This window comes from Sorangium sp. So ce834 (genome assembly GCF_051521425.1).
Classification (GTDB): Bacteria; Myxococcota_A; Polyangia; order Polyangiales; family Polyangiaceae; genus Sorangium; species Sorangium cellulosum_D.
Window position 1 is genome coordinate 5,338,657 of the sequence record NZ_CP150351.1, and the last position, 23,769, is coordinate 5,362,425.

Consider the following 23,769-nt stretch of genomic DNA (forward strand, 5'->3'; position numbering starts at 1 on the left):
CGACGTTTCGGACGCCGTTTGCGTCGCAGAGCCCCCTGCTTCGCGCGGGACGCGGCTCTTGCCGGCGCGGCCGCCACCGGCGTGCTCGCGGGCCTCGCCCTCGCGCGCCAGGCCGAGGCGGTCGACTTGCGGGACGGGAGGGACGCGACCTCGCTAGCTCACGGTGGGGCTCCTGTCGGCGGCCGTGCGGGGGCGGTTCTGAGGGCGCCTCACTTGCCGTAGGCCACCCGCCACACGGTGTTGCTCTGGTCGTCGCTGACCAGCAGCGCGCCGTCCTTGGCCACCGCGACGCCGACCGGACGGCCCCACACGTCGCCGGTCCTCGTGACGAAGCCGGTCATGAAGTCCTCGTAGTACCCCTCCGCCTTGCCGTCCTTGACCGGGATGCGGATCACCTTGTAGCCGGTGCGCCGCGAGCGGTTCCACGAGCCGTGCTCCGCGGCGAAGATGTGGCCCTGGTAGTCGGCCGGGAACTGCTGGCCCGTGTAGAAGCAGAGATCGAGCGACGCCGAGTGCGACTGGATCAGCACGTCCGGCACGAGGACCTTGTCCCTCAGCTCGGGGCGCTTGCCCAGATGGCGCGGATCCTGGTTCGGGCCGAGGTAGTACCAGGGCCAGCCGTAGAAGCCGCCCTCTTGCACGCGCGTCACGTAATCGGGGACCAGGTTGTCGCCCAGCTCGTCGCGCTCGTTCACGCTGGTCCAGAGCGCGCCCGTCGACGGCTCGATGGCCAGCCCGACCGGGTTGCGGATGCCGGACGCATAGAGCGTCTCGTTCTTGCCGTCGGGCGTGAAGGCCAGGATGCAGGCGCGGCGGTGCTCGTCCTCGTCGTCGTCGACGTTGGAGCGGGAGCCCACGGACACGAACATTCGCTGGTTGTCCTTGCTGAAGGCGATATCGCGGGTCCAGTGGCCGCCGCCGCCCACCATCTCCTTGCCCGAGGGGATGTCGGTGACAAGCGGCTCGGCCGGGCCGCTGGCCTTCGTGTCGCCCGCCTTGTAAGGGAACCTCACCACGCTGTCGGTGTTCGCGATGTAGACGTGCGTCGGCGCGTCGGTGCCCGACGGATAGAAGGCGATGCCGAAGGGGCGGTTGAGATCCTCGGCGAACGCGCTGCGGACCTCGGCCTTGCCGTCGCCGTCCGCGTCCCGGAGCACCGTCACCCGGTCCGCCCCGCTCTCGGCCACGAACACGTCCCCGTTCGGCGCCACCTGCAGGACGCGCGGCTCGTCCAGGCCCGTGGCGAGCTCGGTGACGGCGAATCCTGATGGCACTTTGGGGAATGCACCGGCTGGACGATCTGCCTTGCTCGGCCGGTTGACCACCGACTCGTCCTCGTTGGGCGGCGGGAGGTCAGCGACGGTGATCTTGCGTTTGACGCCCGGCGCGTCCGTGGTCCAGTCGCCCAGCGCGTCGGCGCCGGTGAGGACCCTGTCGGTGGGCGCCGGCTGCGGCGTGACCTCGGCGCGCTTGGGCGAGCACGCGGCCAGCGCGCCCGCGCCCGCGAACGCCAGGAGCACCTGAGCCAACCCGCGCCGGGCCCGCCGGCGGTCTGATCTTCGGTCGTCCATGGCCTGTGATTGCCATTCGGATCCTCCTCTGTCCACGGCTCCGTTCAACCACCGATCGACGACCGATGAGCCCGCCAATCTCCTCGCGTCGCAGGGGACGCCGTCCCCCGCGCGCCTCACCGGGGCTACCCCGGGACTCGGCCCCTTCCAGCGCGGCGGCCCCGCGGCAGGCGCGCCTCACCGCAGCCCGAGCCGCTTCGCGAGGTGGTGCAGGTTGCTGCGGTGCATCCCGAGGGCCCGCGCCGCGGCGGCCCAGTTGCCGTCGTGCTGCGCCACGGCCTCCTGGATGAGGTCGCGCTGGTACGCGTCGACCCGCTCGTGCAGCGTCGCCCCCGCCGAGGGCGGCGCCTCCCCGCCGTCGCCCTCGGCGTCCTTCTCCCCCTCGAGCGGGCGCGCCGGCGCCGCCGCGGCGAGGCTCCCGCCGAGGTGCGCCGGCTGCAGCACGACCGGCGCCCCGCGGGGCGCGCCGCGCGACGCCTGCAGCACCATCCGGAACACGGTGTTCTCCAGCTCTCGCACGTTGCCCGGCCAGGCGCCCTGGACGAGCAGCTCGCGCGCCGCGCGCGAGATCCGCACCGGGCCCACGCCGAGCCGCGCGCGCGCCGCCTCGCAGAAATGGCCGGCGAGCAGCGGGATATCGCTCCTCCGCTCGCGCAGCGGCGGCACCGCCAGGCGAACCACGTTGAGCCGGTGGAACAGGTCGGCCCGGAAGCGCCCCTCGGCCACCTCCTTCTCGATATCGCGGTTCGTGGCCGCCACGATCCGGACGTCGACGCGCAGCGACCGGTCCGCGCCGACCCGCTGCACCTCGCCCTCCTGCAGCGCCCGCAGCAGCTTCGGCTGGATCGACAGCGGCAGCTCGCCGATCTCGTCGAGGAACAGCGTGCCCCCGTCGGCCACCTCCAGCTTGCCGGGCCGGTGCCGCTCGGCCCCGGTGAACGCGCCGCGCACGTGCCCGAACAGCTCGCTCTCGGCCACCGACGCGGGCAGCGCCGCGCAGTTCACGTAGAGCAGCGGCTCGCCCCGCCGCCGCGACGCCGCGTGCACCGCCCGCGCCGCGAGCTCCTTGCCCGCGCCCGTCTCGCCGGTGATCAGCACGGTGAGATCCGACGGCCCCACGAGCGCGATCTCGTCCCGCAGCCGCTGCATCGCCGGGCTCGTCCCGAGCAGGCCGGCGCCCCGCTCCCGCTCCGCCGCCCGCCGGAGATCCTCCGCGACGAGGCCGAGCCGCTCCGCGCTGTGCTCCAGCGCGTCGATGAGCTGGCTCGTGCGCATCGCCGCGCCCGCGAGCGCGCCAAGCCACGAGAGCGTCGCCGCGTCGACGCCCTCGAAGGCGCGCGGATCCAGCGCGTCGGCCGTCAAGAGCCCGACGAGCGCGCCCTCGACCCGCAGCGGGCAGCCGAGGCACGCGTGCACGTGCGCGAGCGACGTGGCGTCCGACGCGAGCAGCCCGTCGAACGGATCCGGAAGATCGGAGTCCGGCGGGAAGCGCACCGGCCCCTCCGCGTGGCAGAGGATGTCGAGCCGCGGGTGCGCCTGGGCGCAAAACGTGCGCCCCAGCGCCTCCGGCGCGAGCCCGTGCGCCGCGAGCGGCACCAGCGCGCCGTCGTCGTACCGCATCAGGCACGCCGCGTCGCACGGCACCACCTGCCGCACCGCCTCGAGCAGGCGCCGGTAGCGATCCTCGGCCCCCAGCGACGTCGTGAGATCCAGCGCCACCGACAGCAGCGCCTCCAGGCTCGGCATGTTGTCCCATGTACAACGTCGTTGCGGTTTCGACAACGCCGGCCCGTTGCGGAAAGCGCAACATGGACCGCCTGGACCCGCGAAATGCAGGGGGGAAGGGGAGAGGCACGCCGCCTGCTAGAGGGCCCGGTGTCACGACCGGAGCCCGGAGCCGCGCCGCGGAGGCGCGGGCGCGCCTCGGGCTGGCGCGAACAACGAGGTCGATATGCATAGCCTACGACGACTCTGGCTGGCGCTCGCCGCCGTCATCACCCTTGGATTCTTGATCCTCGGCTTCATGGGCCGGGAGGTGTACCGCAAGGCCCCGCCGATCCCCGAGATCGTGCGGACCCCGTCCGGCAGTGTGCTGCTCACGAAGGACGATATCCTCGACGGGCAGCTGGTCTATCAGAGCATCGGGGGACAGCAGGTCGGCAGCGTCTGGGGCCACGGCGCTTACCAGGCGCCGGACTGGTCGGCCGACTGGCTCCATCGCGAGGCCGAGGCGCTCCTCTCGATCTGGAGCCGGCGAGAGCACGGCGCCCCGTTCGCGGCGCTGCCCGACGAGGCGCAGGCCGCGCTCAAGGCGCGGCTCCAGCGGACGATGCGCGACAGCGCCGTCGACCCGGCGACCGGGGCGCTCACGATCTCCGAGGATCGCGCGCTGGCGATCGAGGAGACCGCGGCGCACTACCGCGCGCTCTTCGGCGACGAGCCGGGCCTCACCGGCCTGCGCGAGAGCTACGCGCTGCACACGGGCGCGGTCCCCGACGCGGGGCGGCGCGACAAGCTGACGGCGTTCTTCTTCTGGACCTCGTGGGCCTGCGCCGCGGAGCGCCCCGGCACCGGCGCGAGCTACACGAACAATTGGCCTCACGAGCCGCTCATCGGCAACGTCCCCACGGCCCCCAACGTCGTCTGGTCGGTCGCGAGCATCGTGCTCTTGCTCGCGGGGATCGGCGCCCTCGTGTGGTACCACGCCTTCCGCCGCGCCGAGGACGCGGCCGCCCCCGCGCCGGCGCGGGATCCGCTGGCCGGCTGGGTGCTCACCCCGTCGATGCGGGCCGTCGGCAAGTACTGTGTCGTCGTGGTCGCGCTGCTCGCGCTCCAGGTCGCGCTCGGCGCGCTGACCGCGCATTACACGGTCGAGGGACACGAGGTCTTCGGATTGCCGGTCGCCGACTACTTGCCTTACGCGGTGACGCGCACCTGGCACGTCCAGCTCGGCGTCTTCTGGATCGCGACCGCGTTCCTCGCGGCGGGGCTCTTCCTCGCGCCGGCGGTGGGCGGGCGAGAGCCGAGGGGGCAGCGGCTCGGCGTGAACGTCCTCTTCGGGGCGCTCGTCCTCGTCGTCTTCGGCTCGCTCGCCGGAGAGTGGCTGTCGATCAAGCAGCGCTTCGCGCTCGAGGCGTCCTTCTGGTTCGGGCACCAGGGGTACGAGTACGTCGACCTCGGCCGCGCCTTCCAGATCGCGCTCTTCGGCGGCCTCGCGCTCTGGCTCTTCCTGATGCTGCGCGCCCTCTGGCCCGCCCTCGCGCGGCGCGACATGAGCCGGCACATCGTGCTGCTCTTCACCGGCGCCACGGTGGCGATCGGCATGTTCTACGGCGTGGGCCTGTTCTACGGCGCGAAGACGCACCTGTCGGTCATGGAGTACTGGCGCTGGTGGGTCGTGCACCTCTGGGTCGAGGGGTTCATGGAGGTCTTCGCCACGGCGGCGATCGCGTTCCTGTTCACGCGGCTCGGGCTCGTGCGGCCCGACAGCGCGGCGCGGGCCGCGATCCTGTCGACCTGCATCTTCCTCGTCTCGGGCATCCCCGGCACGTTCCACCACCTGTACTTCAGCGGCACGCCGGTCTCGGTGATGGCCGTCGGCGCGAGCTTCAGCGCCCTGGAGGTGGTGCCGCTCGTCCTCGTCGGGATGGAGGCGCACGAGACGTGGCGGATGCAGCACCGGAGCGCGTGGATGCAGGCCTATCGCTGGCCCATCCAGTTCTTCGTCGCGGTCGCGTTCTGGAACTTCGTGGGCGCGGGGGTGTTCGGGTTCCTCATCAACCCGCCGATCGCCCTCTATTACATGCAGGGCCTGAACACGACGCCCGTGCACGCGCACGCCGCCCTCTTCGGCGTCTACGGGCTGCTCTCGCTCGGCCTCGTGCTCGTGATGCTCCGCCGGCTGCGCCCCGACGCGGTCTGGAACGAGGCGCGGCTCCGGGTGGCGTTCTGGGGGATGAACGTCGGGCTCGGGCTCATGATCCTCCTGAGCCTGCTGCCGATCGGCCTCGCGCAGGCGTGGGCCAGCGTCGACCGCGGGCTGTGGTACGCGCGGAGCGCGGAGTTCCTGCAGCAGCCGCTGCTCGAGGCGCTGCGCTGGATGCGCCTCGTCGGGGACAGCGTGTTCATCGCGGGCGTCGTGGCCTTCGTGGCGTTCGTCGCGGGGCTCTGGACGCGGCGGCCGGCGGGCGCCGCCTCGGCGAAGCCCGCGGCGCCCGGCGAGGCGGCGGCGATGGCCGCGCCCGCGGCGAGCGGCGCGCCGGCGGCCTGAGGCGCCCGAGCTGCCGTGCACGACGAGGCGAGCCGCCGGCGGAGGGGGGGCCGCCGGCGCGCTTCGCTCCCTGATCAGGAATTGATCGTCATGATGCTGCCGTCTTCGCCGTAGGTGAGGTCGGCGAGCTCCATCGAGCGAAGGTGGGTTTTCCCGGAGAGCGCGTTCTCGTGATAGAAGAGGAACCAGTCGCCCTTGAACTCCACGATCGAGTGGTGGGTGGTCCAGCCGGAGGGCGGGTTGAGCACGCGACCGCGGAAGGTGAGCCGAGTCCGCCGCTGCCCTTCAGAACAGCAGCCGGACGCCTCCGCCGAGCGGGCCGATGTGCAGCTCCGCCTGGGTCTTCGCGCGATCGCTCTGGATCTGCCCCGTGATCCAGAGCGGTATGCCGGTGACGGCCATGGCGCCTCCGAGGCTCATGAGCACGGTGGGAAAGACCCACGCCTTCGACGCGCAACCGCAGAGATCCTCGCCGCGCGGCCGGGTGAGGAAGTACATCCCCGCTCCGACGGAGCCGAGGACCAATCCGCCGACGGAGAGGCCGACGCCCACGTCGCGCCGGGTGGTGTCGACGGGAGGAACGGGCGCGGCTTGCTCGGCCCGCGCGTCGCCCGCGAGGAGCGCGTTGCCCGCGAAGAGCACGATCGACCCGAGCGCCGCGAATCGCATGCGTGCGAGGATCCCTGGTCCCGGCGCGCCCGTCAAGGCGAGCCACGGAGGGGCGCCCCGCGCCGGGGGAGGGCGCCGTGGCGCTCTCTCCCTCAGGACCCCTCCGGATCGAAGATGGCGTCGACGTACCGCATCGTCTGCTCGCGCCGGCGGCGCTTGCGCTCGGCCGCGTCCTCCTCCACGTGCGCCTCGTCCGGCCTCACGCGGAAGAGCGGCTGCCCCTTCTGCACGATCGTCCCCTCGCCGCCGTCGATGAGCACCTCCTCGATCGTGCCCGAGAACGGCGCGAGCACCTTGTTGAACATCTTCATCACCTCGAGGACGTACAGCGGATCACCGGCCTCGAAATGGCTGCCCTTCGCCACGAACGGCGGCCGATCCGGCGCTTCCTGCGCGTAGAACATGCCGCCGGTGACCGCGACGATCTCGTTCGCCCGCGTGGCGGGCGGCGGCGCGAGGACCTTGCGCATCCGGGCCGCGAGCTCGCGGTCGAGCAGGCGCTCGGGGATGACGACCTCGCCGTCCTCGCGCACCCGGAGCTCGAAGAAGCGCGCGGCGTCGCCCGCGAGGACCAGCGCGTCGAGGAGCTCCAGCCCCGCCTGGAAGCCGAGGTGTGAGCCGCGGACCCGACGCCAGAGCTCGCCGTCCCAGCCGGGGGGCGCGGCGGGCTGCGACAGGGCCTCTCGCAGCGCAGGCCACGACGGCGCGCCGCCCGCCTGGCCGATCCGCTCGCCGAGGCGCCGGTAAAAGCCGAGCGCGCGCGAGAGGAGCGCCTCGTCGTGATCCCAGATCACGTGGGCCGCGGGGGCGTGCGGCTGCGGCGTCATGTTGAGCAGCCAGTACGTGTCCGCCAGCACCTCGACCGGGTTCTTGAGCCAGCGCACCCGCCTCGAGTGGACCTCGAACGACCCCAGGTTCCGGCTGAGCCACGCCGACAGGAGGTGCGGTTCCGCGCAGATCCGCTCCACGGGGCGGCGCACGAGCGTGTCCTTGAGCGCAAACACCTTCTTGAGCCCCGCCTCCGCGCCGTCCCCGGCCCGCGCCGCCAGCCGGCGCTCGTGGCGGGCGCCGAGCTCGGCCCACATCGCGTCGAAATCGAGGCCTCCGAGCTCCATCGAGAGCTGGCCGACCAGCGTGAGGTACGGGACCACGAAGCGCGTCGTCGGCTTCGCCCACACGTTCCGCGCGAGGAACCAGTGCACGAGCCCGTAATGAAACAGGAGGTTCGTGTGGAGATCGCTGCCCCGCAGCGTCGTCGTGCGCAGGATCTCGCAGAGCCGCAGGTACGCCTCCTCGCGGGAGCCGCCGTAGGTCACGAGGAGCGCGATGTTGCTGTCGTACGCGCCCGCGAGCCGGTAATGCATGAACACCCCGGTGTCGGGGTTCTTCGCGCAGATGCCCTGATCGTCGCGGATCTCGTGCGGGTGCGGATCGCTCCAGGAGACGATGACGCCGCCCGCGTGCGGCTCCAGCGCGCCGTTCGTGGCGTTGAGGCGCGCCTCCACCGCGGACCCCTCGCGCCGGACGCGGACCGGCCGGGGCAGCCGCTCGCCGTGGCGCGCGAGCAGGACCATGCACTCGATGAGCGACGTCACCTCGAACGCGTCGGCCGGATCGGCCGGGTTCTCGAAGCGGAGGGCATAACAGAGCTCCGACACCCGGTGCTCGACCTGGATCCGGGTGTTCACCTCCATGAAGTAATGGTGATCGCCCTCGACGATGCACTCGAACGTCGAGGCCGAGTTCAGCCCCACCGCGAGCCCGAACCGCTCCGCCTCGGCCTCCATCCGGGCGAGCGAGGCGAGCTCGCGCTCGAGCGACGCCGCTCGCCGCTCGTCGCCGGCGGCGCGCGCCCGCTCGATCGCCTCGCGGAGCCCCTCCTGCGTGATCGCCACCTCGAGCAGCTTCTGCTCGTGCATCTGGATCGAGCAGTCGCGCCCGCCCAGCGCGACGCACCACGCGCCGTTGCCGATCAGCTGGATCTCGTTGTGCCGCGTCTCCTCGACGTTGAGCTCGAGCAGGATGTTCTTGTTGTCGCCGACGCCCGCGGCCTTCACCTCCGCGAGGACCTCCCGCGCCAGCGCGGGGACCTCGGCCGCCCGCGCGCGCGCCGCGGCCTCCGGCTCCGCCGCGCCCTGGGCGATGCCGGCGAGGAGCCGCTGCCCCTTGCCGCCGCCGCCGCCGATGGCCTTGAGCCGGATCCGCCGCCCCGGGTGGCGGGCGAGGAGCTCGGCCGCGCCCCGCTCGAGCTCCGCGCAGAGCTCGTCGGTCGTGTAGAGGTCCACGCGCGCCGCGTAGGCCGCCGCGAGCAGCGCGTCCGCCGCCTCGGCGAGCGGGACGCCCTCGGCGAGCCGCGCCGCGGCGCCCGGGTCGCGCAGCAGCCCGCGCTGGGCCGCCGCCGCGCGCAGGCCCGCGTGATCGGGCCACTTGCGGAGCACGATCCGCCGGGTCGCGTCGTCGATGCCGGGCGTCACGCTGACCGCGGTCGCGAGCGCCGTGCGCTTCGCCTCGTCCTTGAGCCCGGCCGCGCGCTGGACCGACGAGCGGGGGCCGATGAAGACGAGCCCCGCCTCCTCGAGCGTGCGCACGAACTCCTCGTCTTCGGCCATGAAGCCGTACCCCGCGAACACGTGCGTGTAGCCGCAGGCCCGCGCGATCGCGACGATCTCGTGCATCAGCTTGACGCGCTCGTCCTTCGTCGCGCCGGTATAGTCCTTGACCCGGTGCACGCGCGCCGGGTGGATGCAGCGCAGCTCGGGCGCCAGCGCGTGCGTGTAGACGATCGAGTCCTTCTCCGAGAGGAGGATGCCGTAATGCTCGATCCCCATCTGGGCGAAGACGTCCATCGCCTCCTTGCGGATCGGCCCCCGGCCGACGATCAGCGGCCGCACGTCGTCGGCGGCGAAGGACCGCGCCCACGCCGAGCTCGATCGGCCGAGCCGGCGGTCGCGCACCACCATCGGATTGCGGTCGTAACCGCGCTTGCTCCCGAACCCATCCATGCTCAATGAAACTCCCGCTGAACCCCGGTGAACGGCCCTGGCTGGTAATGGCGGAGCAAGAACTCCAGGTTCTCTCCGATCACCGAGCGGAGCTCGCGCGGCATCACGAGCCGCGAGATGGAGCCCAGGCTGAGCCCCTCGCGCGGGTTCATGAGCTCCCGCTCGTACCGCGCGCCGAACTCGGCCTCTCTGGCCTTCAGCCACGCCGCGGCCTCCTCGCGGGCCTCGGCCTTCGCCTTCGCCTCGTCCAGGCCGCGGCCGAGCCGCTCCTTGACGCCCGCCTTCTCCCTGGTGCTCGCCTGCGCGCGCACCTTGCGGAGCTCGTCCTTGTAGACGAACTCCTTGCCGGCGGGCCCCATCACGGCGACGCGCGTCGTGGGGAGCGCGAGGACGACGTCCGCGCCGGTCGCGTAGTTGTTGAACGAGGCGTAGGCGCCGCCGAACGCGTTGCGCACGAGCAGCAGGATGCGCGGGGTGCGCACGTCGATGATCGCGTCGAGCATCGCCCGGCCGGCCTGCACGATGCCCATCGCCTCCTGCTCCCGGCCCGGGAGGAAGCCGGTGGTGTCCTCCATGAAGAGGAGCGGGATGTTGTAGAGGTTGCAGAAGCGGATGAAGCGGGCGTTCTTGTACGCGGCCGCCACGTCGATCTGCCCCGAGGCGACCGCGCTGTTGTTGGCCACGAAGCCGACGACGCGCCCGCCGATCCGCCCGAACGCCGTGATCGTGTTGCGCGCGCGCTGCGGCTGCACCTCGAAGTAGTCGCCGTGATCGCAGATGCGCTGGATGATGATGCTTATATCGAGCGGCGTATTGAAGCCCGTGGGCGACGAGAGCGCCCTGCGGAGCAGCGTGTCGATCTCGGTCGTCTCCCGGTCGAGCGGGTCGCTCGTCCGCTGGAACGGCGGGCTCTCGCGGTTGTTGCTCGGCAGGTAGCCGAGCAGGCGGACGGTGGTGCGCAGCGCGCCGACCTCGTCCGGCACCGTGAGATCGGCCACGCCCGAGGCGCCGTGGACCCGCGGGCCGCCGAGGTCGTCGGGCGAGACCACCTCGCCGAGGACCGATTTGACGACCGCCGCCCCGGTGAGGCCGAAGAACGTCCCGCCCGGCTGGATGACGAAGCTGCCCTGCCGCGGCAGGTAGGAGCCGCCGCCGGCGTTGAACCCGAACATGCACATGATGCTCGGCACCACGCCGCTGATCTTGCGCAGCGCCGCGAACGCCTCGGCGTAGCCGTCGAGCCCGCCGACGCCCGCGGGGACGTAGGCGCCGGCGCTGTCGTTGAGGCCGATGAGCGGGATCCCCCGCTCTCCCGCGAGGTGGAACAGCCGCGCGAGCTTGCGGCCGTTCGTCGCGTCCATCGACCCGGCGCGGACCGTGAAATCGTGGCCGTAGAGCGCGACGTCGCGGCTGCCGATGCGCAGGACCGCGGTGACCAGCGACGCGCCGTCCAGGTTCGGCCCCCAGTTCTCGAAGAGCACGCGCGGCGGCTCGGGGGTCAGCACGCGGATGCGCTCCCAGATCGTCATCCGGCCTTTGCCGTGCTGCCGGATGATGTTCTCCGGGCCCGCGGAGACATAGGGCCGCCGGCGGAGCTCCTCCGCCTCCAGGAGCGCGGCGTCGTACGCCGAGGCCGGCGCGGCCGCTCCGCCGGGCGCCTCGTCGAGCGGATCGTCGAGCGAGGGCACGACGGCGGCGGGCTTCGTCACGAGTTCGTTGCGATCAAGGGGGCTCATGGACAGGCGAGCCACTCTACCATGGCGGGATCTCGCGGCGCACCTCGCGAGCCCGGCGAGGCGCGGGCCCGTCTCGGCGTGTGGGGCGCGGCACGGAGCCCTGCGTCGGAGGCTGCTCGACCGAGTCCGCGGCTGCGCCGCGGCGCGTCTTCATCGCATGCGGCGGGCGGCGCGCGGCGTCGATGACGCCTGGCGTACGGCGGCCGCCGTCAGGCGGTCTCTTTCTCGGCGAGCAAGGCGGCCAGGACGGCGAGGGCGTCGGTCGTCGTGAAGACGCCGACGACGTGCGCGCCGTTCAGCACCACGGCCGAGCCGTACTTGTGCTCGGCCATCTCGCGGACCACCTCGGAGAGCGGCGCGTCCGGCGCGACGGCGTAGGGGCTCGGCGACATGGCCTCGCTGACGAGGAGGTCATCGCCCTCTTGGTCCTTGAGCGTCTCGATCCAGTAGATATCCCGCTCGGAGATCATGCCGACCAGCCGGCCGCCGCGCAGCACCGGCAGGTGTCGGATGCGATGTCCTCGCATGAGCTTGCGGGCGAGTCCGACCTTCTGGTCGGCGCCGATCGAGTGCGGGCTCCTGGTCATGCAATCCTGGATGCGAAGGGTCGACGAGCTCATGAGGCCTCCCTGGGCGCTGGGCGTCGTGACGAGCCGAGCAATTCAGGTGTCTGCAGGGCTGTTCACGCTCTTGGCAAGATACGGACCACCGGGCGGAGCCGGCTCCCCGCTGCGGTGGTCAGCGCGGCCGGGGAGCTGAGCTGGCCCGATGCGCCGCCTGCGCCGCGCCGGCGAGATCCGACCTCCGGCGGCCGGCGAGGGCGCGCCTGCAGCGATTGCGCGCGGGCGCAGGGGGTTCGCCGGCCGACACCGCGTCCAGCTGGCCGAGCGACGCGCCAGGGGAGCTCGACTGGATGAGGGGTCGGGGCGTGAACGCGGTGTGGGCAACGTTCTCCCATCGACGTGGGGTGCGCGTGCGCATCGACATCAGCGCTGGGCGGCGATGCGCTCTACGGAAACCGACCGCGCAACGCCTCTTCACGTCGAATCTCGACGACGAGAGGCCGGTTCATCCGGAGCAGCGCGACCGTGGCGCGGCCTGTGGGGGTTTTGCCGACGATCTGAAGCTCGTCCGTGACTTCGAAGTGATCTTCCCAGCGGGCCCAGCGCGGGTGAAAGAGGTACGCAGGGGCGCCCGTCGTGGGATCGGCCCCGTGCGTCCGCGCTCCCTTGCGCAGCGAGCAGGATACACAGGCGAGCGCCAGGTTCTCCAGCGTGGTCAGGCCACCCTCATGCCGCGGCTGGATGTGATCGATGTGAAACGTGGCTTCCTGGCCGATCTGGGAGAGCCTGCAATACTCGCATCGATCGGCCGCCCTCTCGCGGACGCGGCGCTCTAGCGCGGCAGGCATGCTGTCGCGGCTCATCGCGCTGGCGCTGGCTCCTGCCGCGACGCGCGGAGCCGGAGCAGGCTGAGCAACTCGGCGAGATCGACGAGCCCCTCGGCTTCGATGGCCTCATCCGCCGACAGCTGCTCTCCGCGATCCTGTTTGTCCAGGAGCGCCTGGAGCCGGCGGTCCACCCCCTCCGGGAGGCGGAGCTGGGCAAGATCGGAAGGGAGCTCCACATCGATGTGGACCGTTGCCGGTGTAGCCATGGGCGAACTCCTGGATGGATCTAGCGGGTACGAGGGCGGCGACCGGCCTGAGACTAGCATGCAATGGCGCTCGGGGACGAGTTGCTCCGCCGGCCCGGCGGGCGCCGCCGCGGACGAGGCGGCGAGGCGCGGGGCATCGGCCGAACCCCGCCAGCGGCGGGCGTCTGTCTGCGGTGGCGCGCGCGTGGCCACCGGGCCGATGGGCGGCGCGCTCTCGCCAGACCTGGGCGCCTCGGGGCGCGTCAGTCCTTGTCGTCGGACTGGGCGACGTTGCCCGGGACGCCCAGGGCGACCGGGCCCATCCCCTTGCCCTTGAAGCGGTTGTGCCAGAGGCTCTGGCCGGTGACCGAGAAACACTCGATCTCGCCCTGCTTGGCGACGAAGAGCCGGTCCCCCTCCAGCAGCAGCGTGGCGCGGCCGTGCGTGGCGGTCTTCGCCTCCCAGAGCAGCTCGCCCGTCGGGTAGCGCAGGCAGGCGACGTTGGTCATGCTCGCCGCGTAGATCGCCGCGGGCGTGATCAGGAGCGCCGTGGACAGGTACCCGGCCCCCTGCTTGTGCTCCCAGAGCACGCGCCCGGTGACCGGGTCGACGCCGAAGATCTGACCCAGGAACGCCGCCACCAGCACCGGCGCCGCCGCCGTCGTCCGGTATTCGCTCATCCGTCGCCTCCCTTCCTGATTGGGCTCAGCGAGCTATCAGCAGGAGGTCGGCGCGGCAAGCTGCGAGCGCGCGCGGTCGGGAAGATCGACAGGTCACCGCGTTCGCTCTACGCTCCTCGGCCTCCCGGGCCTCGATGAAAGACACTGCACGACACTTGCGCGACAGGGCGGACTGCTGGCATCAGCTCGCGCTCTTTGGCGGCTGCGTCGCCGTCCCCGGTCTCTTCGCCCTGGGATCTCTACAACAGTTCTTGCAGGACTCCCTGTTTTGAAGCGGGCCCTCGTCCTGCGCGTCGTCGCAGCGCTCGCAGCAGCCCTGGCAGCAGGTCAGCCGGGTTGTCGGTTGTCATCGAGAGCGCCTTCCCCAGGGCGACGCGTCGACGGAAGGGCTTCCCTCGTCGGCGAGCGCAGCGAGCGCGTCAGCCTCGCCCACGAGCGCCTCCGGGGCTCCTCGAACGGGATCGCCGCCGCCGATCGCCGATGCAGGCTCGCTGTCACCCCCTTCCGAAGTGGGCTCCGGCCCGAGCGCGCCGGCTGGCACGCCGTTCGACCAGGATGCCTGGCTGGCCGCCCGCGGCGCCGCGTGGCGTCCCGATGCCTCGTGCTGGTCGACCCTCGCCACGAGCCCGCCTCAGCGCCTCAACATGTGCTCGTGCCACCAGGCGCTCAGCCTGCCGGAGGTCGAGCTGATGGCGTGCTCTCGTGCGCGCGAGCCGGAATCCGGAGCGGCGCCCGTCGTGACGCACACGGTCCTCTACGCAGCGCGGGGCGGCGTGCTCCAGGCTGTGCTCGACGTCCCCACCGGCGCGACGCTCGACGAGTGCGCGCCGGGCGCCCAGATCCCCTGCTCGGTGGCGCTCGATCTTCGCGTCGAGGGAAGCTCGATCCGATTCGACGATACGGCGGGGACGACCCCCTCGTGCGACCACCCCTGGATCGCCGCGAATGGCCCCCTCCCAGGCGCCTCCGGCGGGAGCAGCGCCTCCGGGCAGCGCGTGCGCGCCGCCTACCGGCGCATATGCACCTCCCGCGGCCGCTACGTCTGGCAGCGCGGCGCGCTCCGCCGCGCGCCGTGATCAGGCAGCCTTGCCTGCGCGGGGAGGCTCGAGACCGCCGCAGTATACAGATCTGTATGTTGAGCTACACCGAAAGCGTCTCTCCGGAGACAGATCTGTATGCTGAGCTACACCCAAGGCGTCTCTCCGGAGACAGATCTGTATGTTGAGCTACTCTCAGGTCCAATTCCGCAGGCAGATCTGGTTGATTTTCTACGTCGAACCCCAGCTCCGCAGACACATCTGGTTGACGTCCTACTAGGAACGCTCGCCCCTCAGGCTCTCCTGCGCCCCGGCGGGATCAGGTACCCGCAGCTCCGCCCGAACCACCGCAGCACGTCGAGCGACGACAGGATGCCCACCACCTTGCCGTCGTCCGAGACGATCGGCAGCCGGTGCACGCCCTCGTAGGCCATCAGCGACGCGGCCTGCCGGATGCTCGCGCTCTCGTGCAGCTGCACCACCACCGGCGTCATCACGTCGCGCGCGGTGACCTTGACGGGCTCGTACACGTGGAAGCCCTGCTCCATGTCGAGCGGCGCCACGTCGTCCGGGTGCAACGTCACCCGCTCGGACTCCTCGGTGTCGCGGCGCTCCTCGGCCGCCCGGAGCACGTCGGCCCGCGACACCATGCCGACCGGCTTGCCGTCGGCATCCACGACCGGCATCCCGCTGATCCCGTGGCGGATGAGCAGGGCCGCGATCTCGTCGACCGCGACCTCCGGCCGGACGCAGATGACGTCCCGGCTCATGATCCCGGCGAGCGGCGCCGCCGGATTCACGTGCTCGCTCACCCCGGCCAGCGGGTCCGCGCTCCCCATGGCCGACGACATCGCGCGTTCGGTACCGCAGACGACCGACGTCGTGCGCGACGCCGCGTCGAAATGCAGCGCGCGGAACCGCTGGCACGACTCGCACTCGGGCACCGTGGCCGACCGCTCCTTGAGCGGGCAATAGACGGTCGCGACGACCGACGCCTCGCCGTCGTCTCCAACGATGCGCGCGCTGCGGATCGCGTGGTGCGGGATGGGGTGCTCTCCGTTGCTCGGTCCAAGGGTCGTCATCGTCATCTCTCCGCTCGCCTCCGCGACCTTCGCTCGAGGCGCACCCTGCGCTGAGCACCGGCCGTGCCACGCCCGAGCGCCCCGGAACGCCGCGCCAGGCGCGGCAGGCCCGAAACGCCGCCTCCGCGCCGCCGCGCGCGGTTTGCGCTGCGACGAACGGGATGCACGCCTCGCGGGCCCCGCGCGGAGGTCCGCCGCGCGAGCGGCAACGCGCCCGGCGCGCGAGGCGCCCGCTCTCCGGCGTCCGGAGCGGATGGCACGGCCCGTGCGAACCCTGCGAGCAGCGCGCGCGGCGTGCTGAGCGGCGCGCCGCCCAGAGCGCGGGCAGCGCAGGGCAACCCGCCCGGATGAGCTGGCAACGAGGCTGAGGAGGATGTCATGTCGAGCGTGGGCGCAACAGGTCGGTTCATCGTCGTGGTCGGGATCGACTTCTCGGATCTGAGCAACCGCGCGCTCGATCAGGCGCTCGAGTCCGCCTGCTGCCGCGACGACGCGGAGGTGCACGGGGTCTACGTCGAGCCCGAGAGCTGGGTCGGCGTCGGGCTCTCGCGGGCGCCGGCGGCGGCCACCAAGCCCGAGGTGGCGCTCCAGCAGCTCCAGGTGCGCGCGAGCGAGCGCGTCCGCGCCCTCGGCGGCAAGCTCGACGGCAGGCGGCTCAAGCGCGTCGTCGTGCACTTCCGCCGCGGCGATGCGGCAGGGAACATCGCTCAGCTCGCCGCCGATCTCGACGCCGACCTCGTGGTCGTCGGCTCGCACGGCCACCGCGGGCTCGAGCGGCTGCTCCTCGGCTCGGTCGCCGAGCGCGTCGCCCGGCTCGCGCGCTGCCCGGTGTGGATCGTGCGGCCGAAGGATCACGCGACCGCCGGCCGGGTGCCCGAGATCGAGCCGCCTTGCCCCGAGTGCGTGAAGCGCCGGCACGAGACCGGCGGCGCCGATCTCTGGTGCGCGCGCCACTCGGAGCATCACATCCGGCCCCACCGCTACTCGTACGCGACCCACGGGGTCTACGCGACGTCGAGCGCCGCCTACCACGCGACGCCCGAAGGGAATTGATCGCGAGGCGAGCCCGACGGGATTGCGCACCTGCGAGGTGAGCCCCCGACATCCTGTCTGTGAACGCCGGACGAACGGCGCATTCAATCGTGATCGCGCCGCGGTTCCCTCGCGTTCGACCTCATCGGACGGCGGCCCCGGCCGCGCGCCGGCGTATTGACGCTGCGCTGCCAGCGGAGAATATACCGTGTCATGAAGCGAACCTGCATCGCCGTGGCGGCTTTCGCGATCTCCCTCTCGGCGTCCGCCGCGGCGCAGCCGGTGAAGCTGTTCGTGCTCGCGGGCCAGTCCAACATGGTCGGCTTCGGCGTGGGCACCGCGCTCCCGGCCGAGCTCCAGAGCCAGCCCGACGTCTGGTACGACCACCACAACCCCGACGCGCGCGAGGGAGGGCCGTACGCCGAGGCGACGAGCACCGACTGGGGGCCGCTCGAGCCGAAGGGCGAGGCGCGCCGCTACGGGCCCGAGATCACGTTCGGCCACGCGATGGCGACGGCGTACCCCGAGCACCGGATCGCGATCGTGAAGCTGGCGCAGGGGGGCACGAACCTGGTCGACCACTGGGGGCGCGGGCTGGGGCCGGATCCGGAGGTGCTCTACAAATCGCAGCTCTACCACGCGCTCCTCGGCAAGCTGGACTCCGCGACGTACGCCGGCGATCGCGCCCTCCGCTACCCCGATGAGCCGACGCGGCTCGACAACGCCCTGGCGCGGCTCGAGTCGGAGGGGCACGACGTCGAGATCGCCGGGCTCCTCTGGATGCAGGGCGAGAACGAGGCGGGGTGGTCGGCCGCGTTCACCTACGGCGACACGCTGCGCGGCTTCATCGCGGCGATCCGCGAGGATCTCGGCGTGCCCGGGCTCCCGGTCGTGCTCGGCCGGATCAGCGACAACCTCTACCCCGCGAACGGCGGGCCCATCGCCGCCGGCAAAGAGGCGAACATCGACGCCGTGCGCGCGGCGCAGGTGGCCGTGGCCGAGGAAGACCCGCGGGTCGCGTGGGTCGACACGGACGACTTCGCCCCGCGGCGGTCCGACGATACATGGCATTTCGACTCCGCCGCCTACCAGCTCCTCGGCGACCGCTTCGCCGAGGCGTACCTCGCGCTGGTCGCCGAGGCCGGCTCGCCTGGCGCCTCGTCGGCGAACAGCGCCGCGAGCGCGGGCGCGGGGGGAGGGGGCGGCGCGGCGGGCGCGAGCGGGAGCACGGTGGGCGCGGGGGGAGGGGGCGGCGCGGCGGGCGCGGGGGGAGAGGGCGGCGCGGCGGGCGCGAGCGGGAGCGCGGCGTCGTCGGCGAGCAGCGCCGCGAGCGCGGGTGCCGGCGGCGCGGCGGGCGCGAGCGGGAGCGCGGCGGACGCGGGCAGCGCCGGGAGCGCGGCCGGATCGAGCGGGGCGGCGCCCGGGGGCACCGGCGGCAGCAGCGGCTGCGGCTGCCGGACGGCCGGGATCCCGTGCCAGCGGCCGGGGGCGGCGGCGCTCGCGCTGATCGCGCTGGCGGCATTGCGGCGGCGCCGCCGGAGCGGGCGCGAGCCCGGCTGAGCGTCGCGCGTCAAAGGGCGGGAACGCGGGGGAGCGCGCCGGCTGCTCCGGGATGGGTGGAGCAGGCGTGGCGCGCTTCGGGGGAGAGCCTCCGCATCGCCCTCGCGGCGCGACGCAGAGGTGCATCGTTTCAGGGGAGCCGCAGGGGCCCGCCGTCACACCGGACGGGCCGTCTGCGGGCGCTCACCCTCGCTGGCTCACTCCAGCGGCCAGCACCCGCCCATCCAGCACTCGTAGCCGTCGCGGCAGTCGTCGTCCGACGCGCATTCGGCGTAGCAGCCTCCGTTGGAGGCGCAGACGCCGCCGCCGACGCAGCCCTCGCCGGTCGCCGGGTCGCACAGGCTGATGCAGTAGCCGCCAAGCCACTCCGGGTATTCGGCCTCGCTGAGGCAGTAGAGGCCCATGCAGTCGGTGTCGGCGGTGCAAGCTGCGCCGTCGGCGCCCTCACCCGCCGGCGGGATGCAGAACCCCGAGCCTACATCGCACGTGGCGCCCGCCAGCGTGCACTGAGCGTCGCTGGTGCAGGTCGGCTCGCAGAGGCCCTCCATGCACGTATAGCCCGCGCGGCACTCGTCGTCCGTCGCGCACGGGACGTCGCAGAAGCCCCCGCCGTCCTCCGTCGGGATGCAGGCGCCGCCGCCGGCGCACGCTTCGCCCTCCGGATCGCAGAAGCCCCAGCAGTAGCCGCCAGGAAAGCCGTACTCGGCTTCGGTGATGCAGAAGCCGCTGGCGCAGTCGCTGTCGGCGGTGCACGGGCTTGCATCCGGGCTCGCCGGCGCCTCGCAGAATCCTTCGCTGCACGTCCCCACCGCCGGGCACTGCGCGTCGCTGGTGCAGTCCGGCCAGCAGGTGTCGTCGGTGTCGCACTTGTAGCCGTCGCGGCAGTCGGCCGCTGACTCGCACGGGGCGACGCAGGCGCCGCCTCCGCTCAGGGAGATGCAGGTGCCGCCGCCGGCACAGTCGCTGTCCGTCTCGCAGCCGCCGGTACAGTGCCCGGACGGGAAGCCGTACCCCACCTCATCCAAGCAGATGCCGCTGGCGCACTCGTCATCGCTGACGCAAGCAGCGCCGTCGGCAAGGGGCTCGCCGCCGCCTCCGGTGGTGACGGAGGTCGTGGAGGTGACGCTGCCGCCGCCGTCGCCGCCGGCGCCGCCGGCGCCGGTGGTGGCGGAGGTCGTGGAGGTGACGCTGCCGCCGCCGTCGCCGCCGGCGCCGGTGGTGGCGGAGGTCGTGGAGGTGACGCTGCCGCCGCCGCCGTCGCCGCCGGTGCCGGTGGTGGCGGAGGTCGTGGAGGTGACGCTGCCGCCGCCGTCGCCGCCGGCGCCGGTGGTGGCGGAGGCCGTGGAGGTGACGCTGCCGCCGCCGCCGCCGTCGCCGCCGGTGCCGCCACCCTGGCCGCCGGTGCCGCCGCCGTCGCCGCCGGTGCCGCCACCCTGGCCGCCGGTGCCGCCGCCGTCGCCGCCGGTGCCGCCACCCTGGCCGCCGGTGCCGCCGCCGTCGCCGCCGGTGCCGCCGCCGTCGCCGCCGGTGCCGCCACCCTGACCGCCGGTGCCGCCGCCGTCGCCGCCGTCGCCGCCGCCGTCGCCGCCGGCGCCGCCCGTGCCCGCCGTCGTGCTGCCGCTGGTCGTCGTGCTGCCGCTGCCCCCGGTCCCGGGGGTCGTCGGGTCGTCATCGCCGCACGCCGCGGTCACCAAGCTCAACGCAAAGAGGCACACCAAAGATCGCATCTTCATCCGCTGCTCTCCAGCCGGTAGGGGTCCACTGACGCGGTGCCGGCCGTCGGAGGCGAGGCGCCGCAGCGCGATGGGCGCACGCGCATCTTCTGTCGAAACGGAACGGATGCCAACGGCTCTTTTCACTCCGTCTCCACTCTTCCGCGCGGAGAGCACCCGGAAACGCCGCGTTTCATCGCCGCCGCGCTCACCCCGCCCCCGCCGGCCATGTTCAGAGCAGCTTTCCGACGGCGCGACCCACGCGGCATTGTTGGGTCCGCTCCACGGCGCACGCACCACGCATTGCGGGCAGCAGGGGCGTTTTCTCCGCCCGCCTCGCGAGCCCTCGTCCTGACCCGCGCGCCTCACCTGCCACACGTCGCAGCGCCGTCGCCGCGCTGCGTGTCTCCGTGTGATCTCCCGACTCGAGCGCAGCTCGGACGCGCGCACTCCGCTGCTGCCCGGCCCCGAGCGCCGCCTCGACGATTGACCGGCCGCCTCCTGAGCTGGTATACGTAGCCGTTTTCTTTTGGAAGAATTTTACAGTCACATTCGAAGCGAGGATTCGGACGAGCGCGGTGTGCGCAGGTGAAGGGTACCTGGAGCTCCCAGCGCCAGCCGTGTCGTATTGCCCTCGCCGGCTTCGCGGCGGCGCGCTGCGCTTCGGCGGGACGAGCCCTCGCTTCAGAAGATGATGAGGAGAAATCCCATGCGTGTCAGACACGTGATGATCACAGCAGCTCTCGTCAGCCTTTTCGCCGCCTGCGCCACCTCGGACGGCGGCGACGGCGGGCCGCCGGTCTACGCGACGGTCTGCGAGGCCCGCTGCGCCTGCGAGGACTGCTCCGGGGACAACGAGGGCCTGTGCGAGGCCGAGCAGGAGGACATCGAGGAGCGGGCCGAGGAGCGCTGTCAGGCGCAGCACGCGGCGTACGTGGACTGTGTCCGCCTGGAGGGCCGGTGCGTGGATGGTCATCACCTGGCCGAGGTCTGCAACGCCCACGCGGCGGCCCTCCTGGGCTGTCTCGAGCCCAAGGATCGCGATCACTGCCCCACCGCCGGCGACGGCGTCTGCGACGAGCCCCAGGGGACCGACACGTGTGCGGCCGGGACCGACCCCGCCGACTGCCTCTCTTTCTGTCCGTACACCGGCAACGGCATCTGCGACGAGCCCGAGGGGTCCGGCCGGTGCCCGGCGGGCACGGACGTCGACGACTGCAAGCTCGTGCCGTGCCGGTCGGTGCAGGACGGGACCTGCGACGAGCCCGAGGGCACCGGCCGGTGCGACGAGGGCACGGACGTCGACGACTGCATGGAGGCGACCTGCCCCGAGGCGAACAACGGCGTCTGCGACGAGCCGGAGGGCACCGGGATCTGCGACGAGGGCACCGACGCGGCCGACTGCGCGGGCGAGCCGTGCCCCTACGTGAACAACGGCGAGTGCGACGAGCCCGAGGGCACCGACTACTGCGAGGAGGGCACGGACGTCGCCGACTGCGCCCCCGCCCCCGTCGCCTGCGACGACCTCGACACCTGCGGCAGCGACTCGAGCGGGTGCATCGGGTGCGCGAACGAGGGGAGCTGCGCCGACGAGCTCCAGGCGTGCCTCATCAGCGACGACTGCTACTTCCTCGTCCAGTGCCTCGTGACCTGCGCGGACACGGACGACGCGTGCGTCAATGAGTGCCTGGACTCGTATCCGGACGGGGTGGGTACGTTTTACAGCTACGACACATGCTTGAACTGCGAACAGTGCTACTACTCGTGCGGCGCGAGCGGCGTATTCGAGTGCTGAACCGTGGCTCACCCCTGAGCGCTGCGGAGGAGATGAACATGCTTGATCGACGAGACGTTCGTGCGCTTTCGGCCCGCGCCGCCCTCCTGGCCACCCTGGCCGGCGTCGCCTCCTGCGGGGGCCTCTCCGCGGGCGATTACGCGGTGTACCGCGTCGCCCTCGAGGCGTCCGAGCAGGCGCCCGGCTGCTTCCCCGACGACCGGCCGATCCTCGCGGAGAAGTACGACGCCACCACGTTCCGGGACGGCCAGACGGTGCTCCTCTACCTCCCGACCGACGACGAGGCGGTGCTCGACATCGGCGGTCTCGCGCTGAAGGGCTCCACCGAGGACGATCCCTATATTTTCGAGGGCAGCTCCCAAGACGTCGAGTTTCCCTTCCGCGCCCGGGTCACCGACGCCGACCAGGACGGCATCTCGGACGACGTCGATCCCTTCGTCGACGCCGACAAGGACGGCGTCGACGACACGGATCCTTCGCGCGACCGCGTGGTCGACACCGACGGCGACAAGCTGGACGACCGCGATGCGCTGGAGGACAGGCTCGTCGACGCCGACGACGACGGGGACGACGACCGCTTCCGGGAGATCGTCGGCGACACGAGGATGATCTCCAGCCTCCGGGTGAGCGTCTCCATGACGGTCGACGGGTCGACGGTCCGGGGCGTCGTGACGCGGACGACCGAGGAGACGTGCGAGGGCGACCTGTGCCCGCCCCACGTGGACCAGCCGTGCGTCGACGTGCAGCGGTTCCGCGGCGTCGAGATCGACGAGGCGGATCTGACCTTCGGGGTCGACGCGCGGCCGACCCGCTGAGCGCGCCCCGGCGGCGCGCGCGTCGCTCCCGTTCTGGTGCGAAGCGCATCCAAGAATGTGCGTTCGAAGGTCCCCGGCCGCCGAAGAGGGCCGCTGCGCACCTTCAGCGCAGTGCTTTCCTGCCCAGGCTGCACTATCCTCGGACGTACCGTGAACCTGCTGTGGCAGTCGTTCCCCATGCCCAAAGGTCGCCGCGCCCAGGCGTGGCGATATCACCCCGTCTACCGGCGACCAGCCCATTTCCACGACGAGCCGGAGTTCAATCTCGTCGTCCGGGGGACCGCCACCTTTCGCGTGGGGCATCGTCGCGTTCCGATGGGCCGCGGATCGCTGTCGTGGTACCCGCCCGGGCTGGATCACTACCTCGAAGACGCCAGCCCGGACCTCGAGCTCTATGTGGTAGGGTTCCGGCCCGAGCTGATCGACGCGTTCGCGCGCGAGCACGGCTGCGCACCGAGCTTTTCTCGGCCACACCAGCGCCTCGACCAGGCCACCTTGTCGGCTTGTGCAGACGCCATGGCCCAGGTGCCGAGCAGCCGCGACGACCCGGCTGTCGAAGGACGGCTGCTCGAGTTGCTCGCGGTGCTGGCACAAATGACACCTCCTCCGCAGATGAGCCTCGGGCACCGTGCTGCGGCCCTGCTGGTCGAGGCGCCGAGCCTCCGCCGCGACGAGCTGACCCGACGCCTGGCCAGCAACCGCGGCGATGTGAGCCGCAAATTTCGCCGCGACCAGGGGCTGTCGTTGACGGAGTACAAGAACCGGCTGCAAACGCTGAAGCTCCTCGATCTGCTCGAACAGGGCTCCAGCCACTTGACTCACGCGGCGCTCGAGGCCGGGTTCGGTAGCTACTCGCGCTGTCACCAGGTGATCAGAGAGTTGCTGGGCATGGCGCCCAGCGCGCTCCTCGACCCAGGCACCCGAAAACGACTCGCTGACAGGTTGGAACCGTTGAGCGCACAGCACGATCGCCGAGATCCCGGGTAGCTCGCGCACCCAGGCGCCTCGTTTTCGACGCCGCTGCTCCGCGGATCGGCGCTCCGCCTGCACAAACGCACAAACCTTGATGCTCGCCGTACGGCGGCTGAGTATCCGATCGGCATGCGAAGCCGACCAGCCCTTGCCTTGCTCGCGCTCCTGGCCTTTTCGGGATGCTCCAACGATGCGCCGGAT

General features: G+C 72.2%; 19 protein-coding genes. 7 read left to right on the plus strand and 12 right to left on the minus strand.

Translation table 11 applies throughout. The annotated features are described in order from the left end of the window. Positions 1-209 precede the first annotated feature (209 nt). Together WMF20_RS19170 and norR are read right to left on the minus strand one after the other, a co-directional pair. Positions 210-1,529: a PQQ-dependent sugar dehydrogenase gene (locus tag WMF20_RS19170; protein WP_437617143.1), complete on the minus strand. Its 1,320-nt coding sequence runs from the start codon at positions 1,527-1,529 to the stop codon at positions 210-212. Between the two features lie 219 nt (positions 1,530-1,748). Further along, positions 1,749-3,317, minus strand: a complete 1,569-nt coding sequence (gene norR / locus WMF20_RS19175) for a nitric oxide reductase transcriptional regulator NorR (protein WP_437615620.1) — start codon at positions 3,315-3,317, stop codon at positions 1,749-1,751. A gap of 205 nt (positions 3,318-3,522) precedes the next feature. On the opposite strand from norR, the gene WMF20_RS19180 reads away from it, so the two are divergent. Then, positions 3,523-5,841 (plus strand): nitric-oxide reductase large subunit, encoded by a 2,319-nt coding sequence (locus tag WMF20_RS19180; protein ID WP_437615622.1) that lies wholly within the window; start codon positions 3,523-3,525, stop codon positions 5,839-5,841. Positions 5,842-5,915: 74 nt separating this feature from the next. Here the strand turns inward: WMF20_RS19180 and WMF20_RS19185 are convergent, their stop codons facing one another. The 8 genes from WMF20_RS19185 to WMF20_RS19220 all read right to left on the minus strand — a co-directional run bounded on the left by WMF20_RS19185 (position 5,916) and on the right by WMF20_RS19220 (position 13,563). After that, positions 5,916-6,089 (minus strand): hypothetical protein, encoded by a 174-nt coding sequence (locus WMF20_RS19185; RefSeq protein WP_437615624.1) that lies wholly within the window; start codon positions 6,087-6,089, stop codon positions 5,916-5,918. A 37-nt stretch (positions 6,090-6,126) separates the two neighbouring features. Next, positions 6,127-6,510, minus strand: coding sequence for a hypothetical protein (locus WMF20_RS19190; protein WP_437615626.1), 384 nt, complete (start codon positions 6,508-6,510; stop codon positions 6,127-6,129). A gap of 92 nt (positions 6,511-6,602) precedes the next feature. Further along, positions 6,603-9,512: a biotin/lipoyl-containing protein gene (locus WMF20_RS19195; RefSeq protein ID WP_437615628.1), complete on the minus strand. Its 2,910-nt coding sequence runs from the start codon at positions 9,510-9,512 to the stop codon at positions 6,603-6,605. Between the two features lie 2 nt (positions 9,513-9,514). After that, entirely contained in the window at positions 9,515-11,248 is a 1,734-nt protein-coding gene (locus WMF20_RS19200; protein ID WP_437615630.1) for an acyl-CoA carboxylase subunit beta, read from the minus strand. A gap of 209 nt (positions 11,249-11,457) precedes the next feature. Next, positions 11,458-11,835 (minus strand): CBS domain-containing protein, encoded by a 378-nt coding sequence (locus WMF20_RS19205; RefSeq protein ID WP_437615632.1) that lies wholly within the window; start codon positions 11,833-11,835, stop codon positions 11,458-11,460. Positions 11,836-12,257: 422 nt separating this feature from the next. Continuing rightward, on the minus strand, positions 12,258-12,659 hold the full coding sequence (locus WMF20_RS19210; protein WP_437615634.1) for an HNH endonuclease: 402 nt from the start codon (positions 12,657-12,659) through the stop codon (positions 12,258-12,260). A gap of 11 nt (positions 12,660-12,670) precedes the next feature. Beyond that, complete coding sequence (locus WMF20_RS19215) at positions 12,671-12,904, minus strand: hypothetical protein (protein ID WP_129575772.1); 234 nt, start codon at positions 12,902-12,904, stop codon at positions 12,671-12,673. Between the two features lie 242 nt (positions 12,905-13,146). Beyond that, positions 13,147-13,563, minus strand: a complete 417-nt coding sequence (locus WMF20_RS19220) for an outer membrane protein assembly factor BamB family protein (protein WP_129575773.1) — start codon at positions 13,561-13,563, stop codon at positions 13,147-13,149. A 644-nt stretch (positions 13,564-14,207) separates the two neighbouring features. Here WMF20_RS19220 and WMF20_RS19225 point away from each other — a divergent pair. Further along, entirely contained in the window at positions 14,208-14,639 is a 432-nt protein-coding gene (locus tag WMF20_RS19225; RefSeq protein ID WP_437615637.1) for a hypothetical protein, read from the plus strand. A gap of 254 nt (positions 14,640-14,893) precedes the next feature. On the opposite strand, the gene WMF20_RS19230 is transcribed toward WMF20_RS19225, so the two are convergent. Next, a complete protein-coding gene (locus WMF20_RS19230) occupies positions 14,894-15,682 on the minus strand; it encodes a CBS domain-containing protein (protein ID WP_437615639.1) in 789 nt (262 codons plus the stop codon). A 378-nt stretch (positions 15,683-16,060) separates the two neighbouring features. Between WMF20_RS19230 and WMF20_RS19235 the strand changes: the two genes are divergently transcribed. Further along, positions 16,061-16,735 (plus strand): universal stress protein, encoded by a 675-nt coding sequence (locus WMF20_RS19235; protein ID WP_437615641.1) that lies wholly within the window; start codon positions 16,061-16,063, stop codon positions 16,733-16,735. A gap of 192 nt (positions 16,736-16,927) precedes the next feature. Next, the gene (locus WMF20_RS19240) at positions 16,928-18,274 is read left to right on the plus strand and encodes a sialate O-acetylesterase (RefSeq protein WP_437615643.1); all 1,347 of its coding nucleotides are present in this window, start codon (positions 16,928-16,930) and stop codon (positions 18,272-18,274) included. A 197-nt stretch (positions 18,275-18,471) separates the two neighbouring features. Here WMF20_RS19240 and WMF20_RS19245 read toward each other — a convergent pair whose 3' ends face one another. Continuing rightward, a complete protein-coding gene (locus WMF20_RS19245; protein ID WP_437615645.1) occupies positions 18,472-19,974 on the minus strand; it encodes a hypothetical protein in 1,503 nt (500 codons plus the stop codon). Positions 19,975-20,695: 721 nt separating this feature from the next. Here WMF20_RS19245 and WMF20_RS19250 point away from each other — a divergent pair. From WMF20_RS19250 to WMF20_RS19260, 3 genes are all read left to right on the plus strand, one after another. After that, entirely contained in the window at positions 20,696-21,781 is a 1,086-nt protein-coding gene (locus WMF20_RS19250; RefSeq protein ID WP_437615647.1) for a latent transforming growth factor beta-binding protein, read from the plus strand. Between the two features lie 38 nt (positions 21,782-21,819). Beyond that, positions 21,820-22,596, plus strand: a complete 777-nt coding sequence (locus tag WMF20_RS19255) for a hypothetical protein (RefSeq protein ID WP_437615649.1) — start codon at positions 21,820-21,822, stop codon at positions 22,594-22,596. A 150-nt stretch (positions 22,597-22,746) separates the two neighbouring features. Next, the gene (locus WMF20_RS19260; RefSeq protein WP_437615651.1) at positions 22,747-23,583 is read left to right on the plus strand and encodes an AraC family ligand binding domain-containing protein; all 837 of its coding nucleotides are present in this window, start codon (positions 22,747-22,749) and stop codon (positions 23,581-23,583) included. Positions 23,584-23,769: the final 186 nt, after the last annotated feature.